Consider the following 16,301-nt stretch of genomic DNA (forward strand, 5'->3'; position numbering starts at 1 on the left):
ATCGGAACACCGCACCGATGTCTGACACGATCAGCGCACCCCAGGCCCTCGCCCCCGCCACCGGGCCCGTCCCCCAGAAGCTCAAGCGTTCCATCGGCGTCGTCGGCGGAACCCTGCTCACCCTCTCGTGCGTGACGCCCGCCTCGACGCTCTTCGTCGTCGTGCCCGACCTGTTCGCCGACCTCGGCACCCGGGCCGCCCTGACCATCGCCATCGGCTCGCTGCTCTGCGTCGGCGTGGCGTTCTGCTATTCGGAGCTGGGCACCCTCATCCCCAGCGCCGGCGGCGAGTACGCGATGGTGTCCACTCTCGCGGGCCGGCTCGCCGGGTGGCTCGTGTTCGTGTTGTCCCTGCTCGTGGTGATGATCGTGCCGCCCGTGATCGCGATGGGGACGGCCGACTACCTCGCCCCGGTGATCGACGTGCCAGCGCCGGTCGCGGGCGCCGGAGTGATGCTGCTCGCCACCCTCGCCGGGCTGCTCGACCTCCGGGCCAACGCCTGGATCACCGGCATCTTCCTGGTCCTCGAAGTGATCGCCGCCGCACTGGTGGCCGTACTCGGCTTCGCCCACAGCGAGCGCGGCGCCGACGTGCTGGTGCACGGCGCCGTCGCCACCGACAACGGGGGCACCTCCCCGGTCACCGCGATGATGGTGGTCTCGGGGCTGGCCATCGCCCTGTTCATCACCCAGGGCTTCTCCACGGCCGTCTACCTGTCGGAGGAGTTGGAGAACCCCCGCCGCAACGTCCCGCGGACCGTGCTCGCCACCCTCGCCATCTCCACCGCCGTCATCCTGGTCCCGGTCATCGCCATCACCATGGGCGCCCCCGACCTGGCCGTGCTGACCTCCGGGGACATCGGCTCGATGGTCACCGCCTGGTCCAACTCGGCCGTCGGCACCTTCGTGAGCCTGTGCGTCGCCCTCGCCATCGTCAACGCGGGCATCGTGATGGTCATCCAGAACTCCCGGGTGCTCTTCGCCTCCGCCCGCGACAAGGCCTGGCCCGAGCCGGTCAACAACGCCCTGTCGCGACTCGGCCGCTTCGGCTCCCCGTGGGTCGCCACGCTGCTGGTCGGCGTTCCGGGCGCGGCCATGTGCTTCGTCAACCTCGACACCCTCTACGGGGTCACCGGCGTCTCGGTCACCGGCATGTACCTGCTGGTCGCGGTCGCCGCGCTGTACAGCCGCCGCGGGACGCACGGGGCGTCGGCGGCCTGGCGGATGCCCCTGTGGCCGGCCGTACCGGTGGTGCTGATCGCCGTGTTCGCGTACATCCTGACGCAGCAGGAGACGCAGTACCTGCTGTGGACGGGCGGCATCACCGCCGTCGCCACCCTGTACTGGGCGCTGTACCTGCGCCCGCGCCAGAACAGCCGTTGGCTGGTCAGCATCCCGGACGACGGCGAGGAGGCCGCCGTCTGAGGGCGACGCCACCGCCGCCCGCGCACCTCACGACGAAGCCGACCCGAAGCCGACCCCGCGCACGCGCCGGGTCGGCTTCGTCGTACCCACATTGCGGGCGTGTTGCGAGCGGCGTGGAGCGCCGGCGCGAACGCGCCGGGGTGTCTATGCTCCGCGGCATGGCCGTCACCCCGCGCGTTCTGCCGCGCCCCTGTTGTCGTCGCTGACGCCTGCCCGCACGCCTGCCCGTACACCCGCCCCCGCCGCGCCGTCGCGCGTGCCCAGGGGCACCGGCACCCGTTCCGGTACCTCCGTGCCGGTTCCGTTTCCCGCGCCGTTCCCTTCCGAGGAGCACGTCCGCCATGAGCACGCCCCAGACCCTCGCCGTCACCGTCGACCAGGTCCATGCCCGCCCCGAGGAGTTCACCGTCGTCGACGTCCGCACGCCGGGCGAGTACGACTCCGGTCACCTGCCGGGCGCCGTCAACATCCCGCTCGACCGGATCACGGACTCCCTGCCCGAACTGCGGAAGGCCGCCGAACACGCCGAGGGAACCGGCGGGGCGCTGCTGCTGGTCTGCGCCTCCGGAGCCCGGTCGCGGAACGCGGCCCGCGCCCTGGCCGATCACGGCGTCACCGCCGCCGGTCTGACCGGCGGGACCGGAGCCTGGTCCGCCGGCGGGTACGCCCTGGAGTACCCCGCCGAGGGCCGTCGGGCCGTATGGGCCATGGAGCGGCAGGTGCGGATCTCCGCCGGCACGCTCGTCCTGCTGGGGCTGGCCCTCGGCACCTTCACGCACCCGGCGTTCCTGCTCCTGAGCGCCGCGGTGGCGGGTGGGCTCGTGTTCTCCGCGCTGACCGACACCTGCGCGATGGCGTCGGTGCTGGGAAGGCTGCCGTTCAACCGCCGCCGGTGACCCGCGCCGTTCAACCGACATCGGTGACCCGCGCCGTTCAACCGACGCCGGTGACCCGCGCCGTTCAACCGACGCCGGTACCCCGGTCCGGGCTCCTCGCCCGCGTCCCCGCCCCTCCCTCACCGTCCCACTTCCCGGTACTCCCGCGTCCACGATACGGACCGCGCTTGTCCCGGGTGGTCGAACCCCGACAGGATGCGGCCATGGCCCCCCTTCTCGTCTCGCGTCGTCACGTGGATCTGCTGCGCGTGTCGACCATGCTCTGTCGGGCCGACTCCTCCCGTACGCACGGCTGTTGATCCGCCGCTCCTGACACCGTACGGCTGACCGCGCGCCGCCCGGCACGCCGCGATCCGCGTTCCCCTCCGCCCTCGTGCGGCCCGGCACGCCGCTCTCGCGCCCACCCGGGCGTCCGCGCTCCCTTCGCTTTCGCCCCTGACTCCCTTCTGCCCGTGTACACGTGCCACCGCCGGGCGGTGGCACGTGCCGCGCTGCCCCGACGAGGTTTCACCGTGTCCGAGAACCCCCTTCTGCTCCACTGGTTCCTGCCCACCGGCGGGGACGGCCGCGACCCCGGCGGGGTGACCTCCGTCCAGGGCCGCACCGGAGCGGCCACCCGCCGACCGGCCGACATCCCCTACCTGGCGCAGGTGGCCCGGGCCGCCGAGCAGGCCGGCTTCCACTCGCTCCTGACGCCGGTGGGACTCGGCTGCGCGGATCCCTGGATCCTCACCTCCGCGCTGGCCCAACACACGGACCGGATCGGGTTCCTGGTCGCGTTCCGGGCGGGCCTGGCCGCGCCCACGCTGATCGCGCAACAGGCCGACGCCTTCCGCCGGTTCGCGAACGGTCGGCTCGGCCTGAACCTGGTGACCGGCGGGGACCCCGCCGAACAGCGCTCCTACGGAGACCACTTGGAACACGACGCCCGCTACGCCCGCACCGACGAGGTGATGACGGTGCTCCGGGACCTGCTGGACGGCAAACAGGTGGACCACCACGGGACACACCTGCGGATCGAGGGAGCACGGCTCACGGACCCGGCGACGCGCCACCACGTCCCGCTGTACTTCGGTGGAGCGTCGGCCGCCGCGGAGGACGTCAGCGCCCGCCGGGCCGACGTACAACTGCTCTGGGGCGAACCGCCCGCCGCCGTCGGCGCACGCGTGAGCCGGCTTCGGGAACGGGCCCGCGCCGCCGGTCGCACCCTGCGCTTCGGGCTGCGGCTGCACGTCATCAGCCGGGATTCCACGGCCGAGGCCTGGTCGGAGGCCGACCGGATTCTCGCCGGGCTGGACCCGGAGGCCGTCCGGGCGAGTCAGGAACGGTTCGCGACCATGGACTCCGTCGGGCAGGCCCGCATGACGGCGCTGCACGGCGGGGTCACGGACGCGGCGCGACTGACCGTCTCGCCGAACCTGTGGGCGGGCATCGGCCTGGTCCGCGAGGGCGCCGGCACCGCACTGGTCGGCTCGCACGACGAGGTGGCCGCCCGGCTCGCCGAGTACCGGGCCCTGGGAATCGACGAGTTCATTCTGTCCGGGTACCCCCACCTGGAGGAGGCCTTCCGGGTCGGCGAAGAGGTGGCGCCGCGGCTGCGTGCCCTGACCGGGACGGCGGTCTCCACGTGAGTACCCTGCTGACCGCCGCGACCACCCGGCCCCCCTCCCCCGACGCGGACCCGACCATCGCCGCCGGGCGCCGGCACCGGCTCCGCGAGGCATCGCGCCGCGGCGCCCTGCGGCTCGTGTCGCTGATCGTGCTGATCGGGGTCTGGCAGGCGGTGGTCGCCGCCGAGGTGTGGCCCCGGGTGCTCGTCCCCTCGCCCGGCGACGTGTGGCGGCAGTTCGTGCTCGCCTCCACCACGCACGACGGGGTGCGCGGTTACGGCGGCCACCTCCTGATCGAGCACCTCGGGGTGAGCCTGGGGCGGATCGGTACGGGCGCCGGGTACGCCGTGCTGGTCGGGGTGCCGCTCGGGCTGCTGATCGGCGTGGTCCGGCCGCTGGCCGTCGTACTGGAACCGGTCGTGACGTTCCTGCGGACCCTGCCCCCGCTCGCGTACCTGTCGCTGCTCGTCATCTGGTTCGGCATCGACGAAGCCCCGAAGATCTGGCTGCTGGTGATCGCCGCACTGCCGCCGATCGCCGCCGCGACGGCCGCGGCCGTTCGCACCGTGCCCGATCAACTCGTCGAGGCGGCCCGCGCCTTGGGCTCGGGTCCGGCGCACCTGCTGCTGTCGGTGCGTCTTCCCGCCGCGCTGCCCGAGATCCTCACCGGCATCCGGATCGCGGTGGGTGTGGCGTACACCTCCGTCGTCGCGGCGGAGACCATCAACGGGACTCCGGGCATCGGCGGCATGATCCGCGACGCGCAGCGCTACAACCAGACCGCGTTGGTGATCGCGGGCATCCTGGCCATCGGGCTGTCCGGGATCGTGCTGGACGCCCTGTTGCGCGGAGTCGAGCGGGCCGGTGTGCCCTGGCGCGGCCGCACCTGAGTGGCCCGCACCGCCCACGGACACCACACCTCACCACACCTCACCACACCTCACCTCGCTTCACCTCGCTTCACCTCGCTTCACCCCGCCCCACACCGCACCACTCGTACAGACCACCACTCACACCACTCACACCACTCACACCGGAGCAGCACAGCCATGACCGGATTCCTCTCGCGCCGTACGTTCCTGCTGGCCGCCGCGGTCACCCTGACCGCCGCCGGCGCCACCGCCTGCGGGGGCGACGGCGCGAACTCGGACGGTGCGGGGCGCACCACCGTACGGATCGCCTACCAGTCGATACCCAACGCCGACCTCGTCGTGAAGAACCAGCGGCTGCTGGAGAAGGCCCTCCCCGCGGCCGACGTGAAATGGGTGAAGTTCGAATCGGGGGGTGATGTCAACACCGCTGTCCTCGCGGGGGCCGTGGACCTCGGCCTGGCCGGCTCCAGCCCGGTCACCAAGGGGTTGTCGGCGCCGCTGAACATCCCGTACAAGGTGGTGTGGATCCACGACCTGATCGGCGACAACGAGGCCCTCGTCGCCAAGCCCGGCATCGGCTCGGTGAAGGACCTGGTCGGAAAGAAGGTCGCCACCCCCTACGGCTCCACCTCGCACTACTCCCTGCTCGCCGCGCTGACCGCCGCCGGGGTCGAACCGTCGTCCGTGAAGACCGTCGACCTCCAGCCCCAGGACACCCTGGCGGCGTGGAAGCGCGGGGACGTCGACGCCGCGTACGTGTGGACGCCCACGCTCGGCGAACTGGCCAAGGACGGGAAGGTGTTGATCACCAGCCGACAGGTCGCACAACAGGGCAAGCCGACGGCCGACCTCGGGGTGGTGACCGACGACTTCGCCGCCAGGCACCCCGAGGTGGTGACCGCCTGGCTGAAGGCCCAGGACCAGGCGGTCGCCCAGGCGCGCACCGCACCCGACCAGGCGGCCAGGTCGATCGGCGCGGAACTCGGCCTGCCGGCGGACGAGGCGAAGCGCCAGTTGTCGGAACTGGTGCTGCTGAGCGCGAAGGAGCAGACCGGGCCCGAGTACCTGGGCACGCCCGGCGCCCCCGGCAAGCTGGCCGGCCATCTGCACGACGCCGCGGTGTTCCTGAAGGGGCAGAAGGCGGTGGACGCGGTCCCGGACCAGGCCGTGTTCGGGCGGGCGCTCGCGGTGGAGGAGCTCGGCCGTGCCGCGAACTGACGCCTTCCCGGCGCCCGGGGCCGTGGAACCGGCCGTGGAACTGGCCGGGGTGTCGGTCCGCTACGGTCCGGCGAAGCAGCGGGTCACGGCGGTCGAGGGGGTGGACCTGCGGATCCACGCGGGCGAGTTCGTCGTCCTGGTGGGGCCCTCCGGCTGTGGCAAGACGACCCTGCTGCGGGTCGCCGCCGGATTCGAGCGCCCGGCGACGGGAACGGCCCTGGTCCGGGGCGGGACCCCGGAGCCCGGCCGGGGCGCGGGGGTGGTGTTCCAGCAGCCTCGGCTGTTCCCGTGGCGCACCGTCGGCGGGAACCTCGGCTTCGCCCTGGCCCGGCACGGGGTCCCGCGCGCGGAGCGGCCCGCCCGAATCGCGGAGCTGCTGGAGCGGGTGGGGCTGCCGGGCCTGGCGGCGCGGCGTACGTGGGAGCTGTCGGGCGGCCAACAGCAGCGGGTGGCGATCGCCCGGGCGCTGGCGGCGGAGCCGGAGCTGTTGCTGATGGACGAGCCGTTCGCCGCGTTGGACGCGCTGACCCGGGAACGGCTCCAGGAGGAGGTGCGCACGCTGGCGGCCCGCCTCGGGACCACGGTGCTGTTCGTGACCCACTCGGCCGAGGAGGCCGTCCTGCTGGGCTCCCGCGTCCTGGTGATGGCCGCGAACCCGGGCAGGGTGGTGGCGGAGCTCCCGGTCCCGCTCGACCGCGCCGCGACCACGGACGTCGCCGCGTTGCGCTCCTCCCCGGAGTTCGCCCACCTGCGCGGCCGGCTCACGGAGGCCATGCGTCGACCGTGACCGACCCCGGCGGTCGGGCGGGCGGGGGCAGCGGCCTCACCGACCACCCGACCGCATCCCGCCCAGGCCCCTCCCCGCGTCGCGCGGCGACCACCGCTCCGTGACGCGCGTCGTACCGCCCGTCCTCCCGGTCAGTCCGACGCGGGGTCGCGGCTCAGGGTGAGTGCGGTGTTCACCAGGCCGACGTGGCTGAACGCCTGCGGGAAGTTGCCCAGTTGGCGGCCGGCGACGGGGTCGTACTCCTCCGCGAGCAGACCCACGTCGTTGCGCACGGACAGCAGCATCTCGAAGAGTTGCCGCGCCTCCTTGCCCCGGCCGGTCATGTGCAGGGCGTCGGCCAGCCAGAACGAGCAGGCCAGGAAGGCCCCTTCGTCGCCGGGCAGACCGTCCACGGAGGGGCCCTCGGTGCTGTAGCGGCGGACCAGGCCGCTGCGGCCGAGTTCCTCGCGGACGGCGTCGACGGTACCGATCACGCGCGGGTCGTCGGGAGGCAGGAATCCCACGCGGGGGATCAGCAGGGTCGCGGCGTCCAGTTCTCGCGAACCGTAGTACTGGGTGAAGGTGTTGCGCTCCGGGTCGAAGGCTTTCTCGCACACGTCGGCGTGCACGTCGTCCCTTATGGCCCGCCAGCGTTCCAGGTCGCCCGGCATCGACGGATCCGCCTCCAGGGTCCGCACCGCCCGGTCGGCGGCCACCCAGGCCATCACCTTGGAGTGCGTGAAGTGACGGCGCGGACCGCGCACTTCCCACAGCCCCTCGTCCGGCCGGCGCCAGTTGCGTTCCAGGAAGTCGAGCAGCGCGAGTTGGATCTGCCAGGCGTGCGCCTCGCTGGCCAGCCCGGTGGAGCGGGCCAGGTACAGGGAGTCGATGACCTCGCCGTACACGTCGAGCTGGAGCTGGTCGACGGCGGCGTTGCCGACGCGGACGGGGGCGGACTCCGCGTACCCGCGCAGCCACGGCAGGTCGAACTCCGGGATCCGCCGCTCGCCCGCGATCCCGTACATGATCTGCAGATCGGCGGGGTCGCCGGCGACCGCCCGCAGCAGCCACCTGCGCCACTCGCGGGCCTCGTCCTTGAAACCGGTCGCGATGAGGGAGCCGAGCGTGAGGGTGGAGTCGCGCAGCCAGCAGTAACGGTAGTCCCAGTTGCGGACGCCGCCGAGCTCCTCGGGCAGGGAGGTGGTGGCGGCGGCGACGATCCCGCCCGTGGGGGCGTACGTGAGGGCCTTGAGGGTGATCAGCGAGCGGATCACGGCCTCCTTGTAGGGGCCGTCGTAGGTGCACTGGGAGGCCCACTGCGCCCAGTCGACGAGCGCGTGTTCCAGCGCCTGGTACGGGTCGACCTGCTCGGGGCGCGGCTCGTGTGACGGGTGCCAGGTCAGGACGAAGGCGACCTTCTCCCCGGCGGAGACGGTGAACTCCGAAAGGGTGGTGTTCTGCTCGCCCCAGGTCCGCACGGGCGGCTCGCTGCGGAACCAGACGGAGTCGGGGCCGGCGACGGCGACCCGGTCGCCCGCGGAGCGTCGGACCCAGGGGACGACGTGGCCGTAGTCGAAGCGCAGGCGCAGGGTGCTGCGCACGGTGACCTCACCGGACAGGCATTCGACGATCCGCATCACGTCCGGCGCGGTGTCGCGCTGCGGCATGAAGTCGATGACCTTGATCGTGCCGTCCTCGGTCTCCCAGAGGGACTCCAGGACCAACGAACCGTCGATGTATGCCCGGCGTGTGCACCGTTCCCCGTCGGCGGCGCCCTCCGGGGCGATGCGCCAGTGGCCGTTGTCCTTCTCGCCGAGGAGGGCGGCGAAGCAGGCGGCCGAGTCGAAGCGCGGCAGGCACAGCCAGTCGATGGACCCGTCTCGGCCGACCAGCCCACTGGTCATCAGGTCGCCGATGAGTGCGTAGTCTTCGATGGGTTGTGTCATTTGTGCGCTCTTCCCCCGAATACCCGGGGCCAATCAGACCGGCCCCGGGACACCCTCTTGCGCGCGGGTTTTCGGTGGGTTTCGCCGCGGCCGGGCGGCCGGAGGCGTCCCGGTCACAGCACTGGTGCCGTGACCGGGAAGGTTTACCGGGTCGCGTCGTCCGGTGCCGTGCATCGCACGGCGGAGAGGCTCCCGAGCACTGGACGTACTCGGGTGCCTCGACAACGCGGCGAGGTGCGGTGCCGGGCGGCGCGGGTCAGGCAAGATCCGCGCGGGTCAGGCAAGATCCGAAAGAGACGGCCTAGCCGCGCACCAGCAGCAACACCGCGCCGAGCACCACGCCGAGGGCGAGGGCGAGCGCGCCGTGGGCCGCGCGGTTCTCGCGCAGGACGGGGACGAAGCGGTCGGCCGCGTACCGGCCGGGGCCGGTCAGGGCGAGGGCGGCGGCGCCGGCGGTCAGGAGCAGTTCGTACTCGATGCCTTCCGGGGCGAAGAACGAGCCGACGCCGTGAACGGCGAGCGCGTTGATCATGGTGCCGACGAGGGCGGCGCCGGCGAGCGGGGTGAACAGGCCGGCGGCGAGGCCGAGGCCGCCGAGGGTCTCGGTGAGTCCGGCCAGGACGGCCATGGCGTCACCCGCCGGGTAGCCGCTCGCCGTGAAGAACTGGCCGGTGCCGCTGACGCCGCCCCCGCCGAACCAGCCGAACAGCTTCTGGCTTCCGTGGGCGGCCATGGTGAGGCCGAGGACGACGCGCAGGAGCAGCAGGCCGGCGTCCAGGCCGGTGGTGGTGAGGGGGCGGGGGGCGGCCGGTGCGGCGGCCGGAGCCTTCGTCGTGGTGGCGGAGGCGCTGGTCATGGGGGTTCCTTCCGGTCGAGCCGGCCCGAGTCGGTAGTTCAAATTCGAACCGGCGATCCCGACCCTAACCATTGATTCAAATTGGAACAACCCGCTGTATCCTGTGACCATGGCTGAGACGAGATGGCTGGACGACCGCGAGATGCGGGCCTGGAACGGCTTCCTGGCCGCCTCCGCCCTGGTGAACCGGCGCCTCGACCAACAGCTCAAGGACGACTCCGGACTCTCGCACCCCCAGTACGAGATCCTCGTCCGGCTGGCGGCGGCGCCCGATCGCGAGCTGCGCATGACCGAGCTCGCCAACGGACTGATCAACTCCAAGAGCGGGCTGACCTACCAGGTCACCCAGATGGAGAAGGCCGGACTGGTCCGCCGCCGCAGCTGCCCCTCCGACGTGCGCGGGGTCTTCGCCGTCCTCACCGACGCGGGCAGCGCCCGGTTGGACGCGGCGGCGCCGGGCCACGTGGCCGCCGTCCGGGAGGCCCTCATCGACGTGCTCACGCCCGACCAGCTCGACACCCTCGCCGCCGGTCTCGGCGAGGTCACCCGCCGGCTGCGGGAACAGGGAGCCTGAGGTACGACCGCCCGAGAAGCGGCGCGCGACCGGCAGCGGGCCCGGGAACGGGCCGCCCGAGGGTTCCCGCCCCCACGGGGTATAGGAGTGGCATGGACGGAAAAGTCTGGCTCACCATCGCCGTGATCGTCGCCGTCGGGCTGGCGGCCCTGGCCGCCGTACTGCTCGTACGGGTGTTCAAGGCGCGGAAGCTGCTGGTCGACGCGGGGATCCCGCTGCGGGACAAGGCCCTGTTCTGGGTGGCCGTGGCCTACACGATCTCGCCCGTGGACCTGATCCCGGACCCCGTGTACCTCGACGACATCGGGGTGCTCCTGCTGGCCCTGCGCTCCCTGCAGGCGGCGGCGACCGCGGCCCGCGGCGCCGGCAAGGCGCCGGACCGCGCCCTGCCCTGAGCCGACCGCCACCGCACCACCCCTTGAACGGGCCGCCCACCGCTCCGTCCCCCGCACCGCGTCGCGTTCCTCCGCCGACTCCCGCCGACGCCCGCCCGCGCCGCACCACCTGCCGCCCCACTCACGTGCCGCCCCAGGCGCCACCTGTGCACCGGCGAATGAAACGATGGCCGGTGCGCAGGCGCGCCGGGCCGAACGCCCCGCGCCCCGGGGCCGAGAGTCGGGCCCGGCAGGACAGGAAGCGGCATCCATGAAACCTCTCGGCCCCGGCGACCCGATCCGACTCGGCCCCTACCGCGTCATCGGCGTCCTCGGCGAAGGCGGTATGGGCAAGGTCTACTTCGGCCGTGACCACACCGGCGCCACCGCCGCCGTGAAGGTGCTGCTGCCCGAACTGACGCACGACCAGAACCTCGTCCAGCGCTTCCTGCGCGAGGCGCACACCGCGCGGGCGGTCACCGGCGCCGGTGTCGCCCGGGTCCTCGGCGCCGAGAGCGAGGGCAACCGCCCCTGGATCGCGACCGAGTTCCTCTCCGGTCCCACCCTGGACGAGGCGGTACGCGCGTACGGCCCGTTCGACACCGACGGGGTGCGCGCGCTGGCGGCCTCGCTGGCCGACACCCTGCGCGACATCCACGCGGCGGGGCTGGTCCACCGCGACCTGAAGCCGGCCAACATCGTGCTCACCTCGACCGGGCCGCGGGTCATCGACTTCGGTATCGCCCGGCCCGAGCACGGACTGACCCTCACCACCACGGGTCAGGTGCCCGTCACCCCCGGGTACGGCGCCCCCGAGCAGGTCCTGGGGCAGCGCGTGGGTCCGGCGGCGGACGTCTTCTCGCTGGGCGCGGTCCTCGTGTACGCCTCCACCGGGCAACGCGCCTTCGACGGGACGCACGTGGCCGCCGTGCAGTACGAGGTGGTCCACGGGGAAGCCCGCCTGTCCACCGTGCCCGAGGAACTGCGCGCGCTGATCACCCCCTGCCTCGCCAAGGACCCGGGACCGCGCCCCACGCCCGAGCAGATCGCCGGAGCGTTCGCGCCCCCGCGCGGGGCGGACCGGTCCTGGCGCAAGGGTCCGCTCGCCGCCGACATCGCCCGCCGGCAGGCGGAGGCGGAACGCCAGGCCGCACCGGAGGGGGTCACGGTCACCGTCGGGCCCTCGCGGCGCCGGTTCCTGCGCACCTCCCTCGGCGCGGGCGGGTTGCTGGCCGTGTCGGGCGGCGGCGCCGGCGTCTGGTGGTCGATGCGCGAGGAGACCCCGAAGGGACCGCCACAGAGCGGGATCGCCCACCCGGCGGCCCTGTTGGACCGCCCCGCCAAGACGCCGGGCCACGCGCCCGAGCCGCTGTGGGGCCCCCTGCCCGTGGCGGCGGCGCCGGCGGACGGTGTGCCGACCACACCGCTGCCCCTGGTCGACGTGGTGATGTTCGCGGGCAAGGACGGCGGCCTGGTCGCCCACCTCGCCAAGACCGGCGAGGAGAAGTGGCGACTGCCGGACATCTCCGCGGAGGCCGGCGTCCTGGCCATGACGGAGCGTCTGTTCCTCGCGGCGGACGCGGGCGGCACGCTGCGCGCCCACAACGCCTCCACCAGCGCGCTGGACTGGTCGCTCCCCGCGGCCGAGGCCGCCCGCCTCCTCGCGTTCGACGGCGAGGCCGTGTACGTGATGACCAAGGACAACCGACTGCGGGCGATCAACACCGGGCTCCAGACCGTCCGCTGGACCGTGCCGATCCCGACCCTCGCCCTGCTCGGGTCCGGCCCCAAGGCCGCCGCCACCGGCAACAAGCTCGTCCTGACCGGCGCCGACGGGAGCGCGTGGACCTTCGAGTGCTACTGGGGAAACGTCACCTGGGAAGCCAAGGGCCGGGCGAGCGGCGCCGTCGAACCGCTCATCGTCACCCACAAGGGAGAGGAGACCACGACGAGGTCCGTCTTCCTGGGCGGACTCACCCTGTCGGCCCATGACCTCGACAGCGGCCTGGAGAGGTGGTCCGACGCCTCGGCCGCGGCCCCCGTCGACGGCGCCGGCGCCTGGGGACCGCTGGTGAGCGACGGCGACGCCCTGCTCGGCGTGAAGGACGACACCCTGGTCAGGCTCGGCTCCGACAGAATGCTGGTCCTGGGGTACGGCGCGGTCGGACCCGGTCCGCTGCCGCACGTCCGCCCCGTGGTCCAGGGGCGGACCGTGTGGGTGGTTCTGGCGGAGGGGAAGGGCGTCGCCGCGCACTCGACCACCGACGGCTCCCGCTTCTGGACCTGGTCCACCGACTCGCACGGGCCCTGGGCGATGTCCGGCGCCGAGAACCGCGTCTTCCTCGTCAACGACGGGAAGATCACGGCCATGCCCTCCGTCGGATGACCCGCGGGCCCGACGTCCCGCCCCACCCGGCTCCCCCGCTCCCTCGACCACCGCTTAGGCTCGGTGGGCCATCAGCCGAACCCGGGGGACCTCGCGCATGGAACGCCTACGTCAGGACGACCCTTCACGCATCGGGCCGTACGTGATCCTGGCGCGCCTGGACGCCGAATCCGCGGAACGCGGCGTGCCCGAGCGCCGGTTCATCGCCCGTACCGCGGACGGCCGCCGAACCGTCCTCCTGTGTCTGCCGCGGGTCGGCGCCGACCCGTCCCGGTGGGCGATCGAGGCCGAGGGAGCGCGGCGGCTCGACGTGCCGCGCCTGCTCCCCGTCGCGGAAGTCGACGGCACGGCCGGATTCCCCTGGTCCAGCACTCCCTACACGCCCGTGCTGCCCCTCCCGGCCGCGCTCGCCGCGTACGGCGGGCCGCTCCCCGAGGACCTCGTGCGCCGCTTGGGCGCCGGCCTCGCCGAGGGCCTGGCGGACCTGCACGACCGGGGGTTCACCCACGCCGGGTTGTCGCCGGCGGCCGTCCTGCTCACGGCGGGAGGAGCGCTGTTGGCGTGCTTCGGCGCCGTACGGGCCGCAGCCCCCGACGGGACGCGCCGCTCCGGGCTGCCCGGCCTCGACCCGGGCTGCCTGGCCCTGGAGCAGGCTTCCGGTGGGCGGCCCACGCCGCCGGGGGACGTCTTCGCACTCGGCGCGGTACTGGCCTACGCCTCGACGGGCCACACCGTGCCCGAGCAGAGCGAACTACCCCCGGGGCTGCGGCGGTTGATCGGAAGCTGCCTCGCGTCGGCGCCCGCCGACCGGCCACGGTCGGCTCGGGAAGTGCTGCACGGGCTCACCGGGGACCCGGCCGACGCCTCTCCCGGCGCGCCGGCTCCGGCGACGGCCGCGGCCGGGCCGCTCCCGCTGCCGGGCCGGATCGTCGCCGCGCTCACCGCCCAGTCCGCCGCACTCCTCGCGGCCGAACTGCCGGGCACCACCGAGTCCACCCCTCCCCCGCCGTTCCCGCCGGCCGCCCAGAAGGTGCACTGACCACGATGCCCGCCGCCCCGGCCGACCGTTCCCCCCTCATGCCCCTCACCCACGACGATCCTCCGCACCTCGGCGAACACCAGTTGCTCGCCCGGCTCGGCAGCGGCGGCATGGGCACCGTCTACCTGGCCCGCTCGCCGCGCGGCCGGACGGTCGCGTTGAAGACCGTGCACGCCAGGATCGCCGCCGACACGGCCTTCCGTACCCGTTTCCGACTGGAGGCGGACGCGGCCCGGGTCATGGGCGGCAGGTACGGCGCGGGCGTCTTCGCGGCCGACGCGCTGGCGGCGACGCCCTGGCTGGCCACCGAGTACGTCATCGGCCCGCAGCTCGACGAGGCCGTCCGGCTCGGCGGACCGCTGTCCGAGGCGTGCGTCCGGAGCCTGGGCGCGGACCTCGCCCGGGGGCTCGGCCAGTTGCACCGCTCCGACGTGGTGCACCGGGACCTCAAGCCGTCCAACGTCCTGATCACGGCCGAGGGGCCCAAGGTCATCGACTTCGGCATCGCGCGGGCCCTCGGGGACGAGCGGCTGACGCGCGTCGGCGCGGCGACCGGCACCCCCGCGTTCATGTCCCCGGAGCAGGCGGGCGGATTCGACCACACGCCGGCGGGCGACGTGTTCGCGCTGGCGGGCGTCCTGGTCTTCGCGGCGGCCGGGCACGGCCCGTTCGGCGGCGGTCAGGCCGCGGACCTGCTGTACCGGGTGCGCTACGCGGAACCGGACCTCGGCGGCGTCCCGGAGGGATTGCTGCCGCTGCTCGCCCGCTGCCTGGACAAGGACCCCGCGCGGCGGCCCACGACGGCCGAGCTGGCCCAGTGGCTCGCCCCCGAGGGCGGCCTCTTCGCCGACGGGCTCGCGCCCGCCGTGCTGGCCGACATCGCCCGGCGGGGCGCGGCCGTCTGGGAGGAGCCTCCGGCCCGACTCCCGGCACCCGCCTCGGACTCCGCGACGGAGCCGCCGACCGTGGCGACGGGTGGCGTGTCCCGCCGCGGCCTGCTCGTGTGGGGTGGTGGCGCGGCCGGCGCGGCGGCCCTCGCCGGCGGCGGTCTGTGGGCCTGGCTCGCGCGGGGAGGGTCGCAGAAGGCGGAGCCTCCGTTGCCGGGCGGGCCTTCGGCGCTGTGGGCGAAGGAGGGCCGCAACGACAGCAGCCGTGTGGCGCCGACCCGGGTGGGGGACGTTCTCGTGCTTCCCGGCACATCGGCCGTCTCCGGCATCAACCTGAAGACGGGCAGGTACGACTGGTCCGCGGACGTCGAGCACGAGACCCGGGGCACGGTCGACGGCAAGGCGGCCTACATCCTGCGCATGTCGAAGGACACCGACAAGGCCCTGGCCCTCGTCACCGTCCCGGAGCAGCTCACGGACAAGAAGCCGCCCGTCCTGACGCTCCCCGCGTTCGACGGCGGCGAGGTGAGGAACCAACTGCTGCGCGTGCGGGGTGACATGGCGCTCTTCCACGCGAAGACCCGGCCGGGCGACGGATGGTTCCTGGTGGCCGCGAGCCTGGCGTCCGGCAAGGAACTGTGGCGCGCGCCGGCGCCGGCGCCCGGCGGAACGGACGAGAGGGTCTACCTCGTCGCCGACACGACGAAGCACGGGCTGCTGGTGTGCGGCAAGGCGCAGGCCATGGACGGCCTGACGCTGTCGATGCACGATCCGGCCACCGGCAAGGTGCGTTGGAACAAGACCGTGATCGTCCCGGGCACGCCGCCCCCGCGGTTCACCGTGGACGACGAGCACGTCTACTTCGGCGCCGACGCCCTCCAGGCCCTGCGGCTGACCGACGGGGGCGTGGCGTGGTCCTTCGGCGGGGACCGCGATCTGGGGAACAACGCCCAGGGGCAGCGCCGTTACGGAATCCCCGCGGTCCGCGACGGGGTCGTCTACGCCACGGAGGGCGGTCGCGGGCTCGTCGGCGTGGACGCGCGCACCGGCGCGCAGAGGTGGACGGAGAAGACCCGGAAGGACACCCTCACCCGGGGGGAGGCCGCCCCGGTGGTGAGTTCCGCGTACGTGTACGACATCGACACGATCGGAGTGCGGGCCGTCGAGCTGAGCACGGGACGCCCCGTCTGGCGGTTCACGAGCATGGCCTCGAGCATTCACGGGGACCCGGACGGGTCTCTGCTCTACGCCCTGGGGCAGGGCAAGTCGTTCGCCCTGCCGCTGTCCTAGGCCGTCTCTTCCGGATCTTGCCTGACCCGCAAGATCCGGAAGAGACGGCCCGGTGCCGTGGGGGCCCGGGGGGCCGGGGCCCCCGCGGGGGCGCGGCCCGGGCGCGCGCCCCCGCGCGCGGCGGGGGGTGATGGGGCTCGAGCCGGGGTCGCCGATGTAGAAG

General features: G+C 73.6%; 13 protein-coding genes. 11 read left to right on the forward strand and 2 right to left on the reverse strand.

The annotated features are described in order from the left end of the window. The first annotated feature begins 17 nt into the window (after nucleotides 1-17). From ACFYW3_RS14520 to ACFYW3_RS14545, 6 genes are all read left to right on the forward strand, one after another. Nucleotides 18-1,424 (forward strand): APC family permease, encoded by a 1,407-nt coding sequence (locus ACFYW3_RS14520; protein WP_389386429.1) that lies wholly within the window; start codon nucleotides 18-20, stop codon nucleotides 1,422-1,424. 341 nt (nucleotides 1,425-1,765) lie between these two features. Continuing rightward, the gene (locus ACFYW3_RS14525) at nucleotides 1,766-2,320 is read left to right on the forward strand and encodes a rhodanese-like domain-containing protein (protein ID WP_389386430.1); all 555 of its coding nucleotides are present in this window, start codon (nucleotides 1,766-1,768) and stop codon (nucleotides 2,318-2,320) included. Between the two features lie 512 nt (nucleotides 2,321-2,832). Beyond that, nucleotides 2,833-3,951 carry an LLM class flavin-dependent oxidoreductase gene (locus tag ACFYW3_RS14530; protein ID WP_389386431.1) on the forward strand — a complete coding sequence of 373 codons (1,119 nt, stop codon included), beginning with the start codon at nucleotides 2,833-2,835 and terminating at the stop codon, nucleotides 3,949-3,951. A 5-nt stretch (nucleotides 3,952-3,956) separates the two neighbouring features. After that, nucleotides 3,957-4,820: an ABC transporter permease gene (locus ACFYW3_RS14535; protein WP_389386592.1), complete on the forward strand. Its 864-nt coding sequence runs from the start codon at nucleotides 3,957-3,959 to the stop codon at nucleotides 4,818-4,820. A gap of 159 nt (nucleotides 4,821-4,979) precedes the next feature. After that, nucleotides 4,980-6,020 (forward strand): ABC transporter substrate-binding protein, encoded by a 1,041-nt coding sequence (locus ACFYW3_RS14540; RefSeq protein ID WP_351760150.1) that lies wholly within the window; start codon nucleotides 4,980-4,982, stop codon nucleotides 6,018-6,020. Next, nucleotides 6,007-6,807, forward strand: coding sequence for an ABC transporter ATP-binding protein (locus ACFYW3_RS14545; RefSeq protein ID WP_389386432.1), 801 nt, complete (start codon nucleotides 6,007-6,009; stop codon nucleotides 6,805-6,807). Before ACFYW3_RS14540 ends, ACFYW3_RS14545 begins: the two co-directional genes overlap by 14 nt. A 131-nt stretch (nucleotides 6,808-6,938) precedes the next feature. Here ACFYW3_RS14545 and ACFYW3_RS14550 read toward each other — a convergent pair whose 3' ends face one another. After that, the gene (locus ACFYW3_RS14550) at nucleotides 6,939-8,732 is read right to left on the reverse strand and encodes a glycoside hydrolase family 15 protein (RefSeq protein ID WP_351760156.1); all 1,794 of its coding nucleotides are present in this window, start codon (nucleotides 8,730-8,732) and stop codon (nucleotides 6,939-6,941) included. Nucleotides 8,733-9,033: 301 nt separating this feature from the next. Further along, on the reverse strand, nucleotides 9,034-9,588 hold the full coding sequence (locus ACFYW3_RS14555; RefSeq protein WP_351760159.1) for a DoxX family protein: 555 nt from the start codon (nucleotides 9,586-9,588) through the stop codon (nucleotides 9,034-9,036). A gap of 109 nt (nucleotides 9,589-9,697) precedes the next feature. On the opposite strand from ACFYW3_RS14555, the gene ACFYW3_RS14560 reads away from it, so the two are divergent. The 5 genes from ACFYW3_RS14560 (at nucleotide 9,698) to ACFYW3_RS14580 (ending at nucleotide 16,138) form a co-directional block, all read left to right on the forward strand. Next, a complete protein-coding gene (locus tag ACFYW3_RS14560; RefSeq protein WP_351760162.1) occupies nucleotides 9,698-10,162 on the forward strand; it encodes a MarR family transcriptional regulator in 465 nt (154 codons plus the stop codon). Between the two features lie 92 nt (nucleotides 10,163-10,254). Further along, a complete protein-coding gene (locus ACFYW3_RS14565; protein ID WP_266972789.1) occupies nucleotides 10,255-10,557 on the forward strand; it encodes a YkvA family protein in 303 nt (100 codons plus the stop codon). Between the two features lie 250 nt (nucleotides 10,558-10,807). Beyond that, nucleotides 10,808-12,922 (forward strand): protein kinase, encoded by a 2,115-nt coding sequence (locus tag ACFYW3_RS14570; protein ID WP_389386433.1) that lies wholly within the window; start codon nucleotides 10,808-10,810, stop codon nucleotides 12,920-12,922. Between the two features lie 97 nt (nucleotides 12,923-13,019). Next, nucleotides 13,020-13,961: a serine/threonine protein kinase gene (locus tag ACFYW3_RS14575; protein ID WP_351760169.1), complete on the forward strand. Its 942-nt coding sequence runs from the start codon at nucleotides 13,020-13,022 to the stop codon at nucleotides 13,959-13,961. A gap of 5 nt (nucleotides 13,962-13,966) precedes the next feature. Next, nucleotides 13,967-16,138 (forward strand): PQQ-binding-like beta-propeller repeat protein, encoded by a 2,172-nt coding sequence (locus ACFYW3_RS14580; protein ID WP_389386434.1) that lies wholly within the window; start codon nucleotides 13,967-13,969, stop codon nucleotides 16,136-16,138. Nucleotides 16,139-16,301: the final 163 nt, after the last annotated feature.

It is taken from the genome of Streptomyces sp. NPDC002602 (genome assembly GCF_042889445.1).
GTDB lineage: Bacteria > Actinomycetota > Actinomycetes > Streptomycetales > Streptomycetaceae > Streptomyces.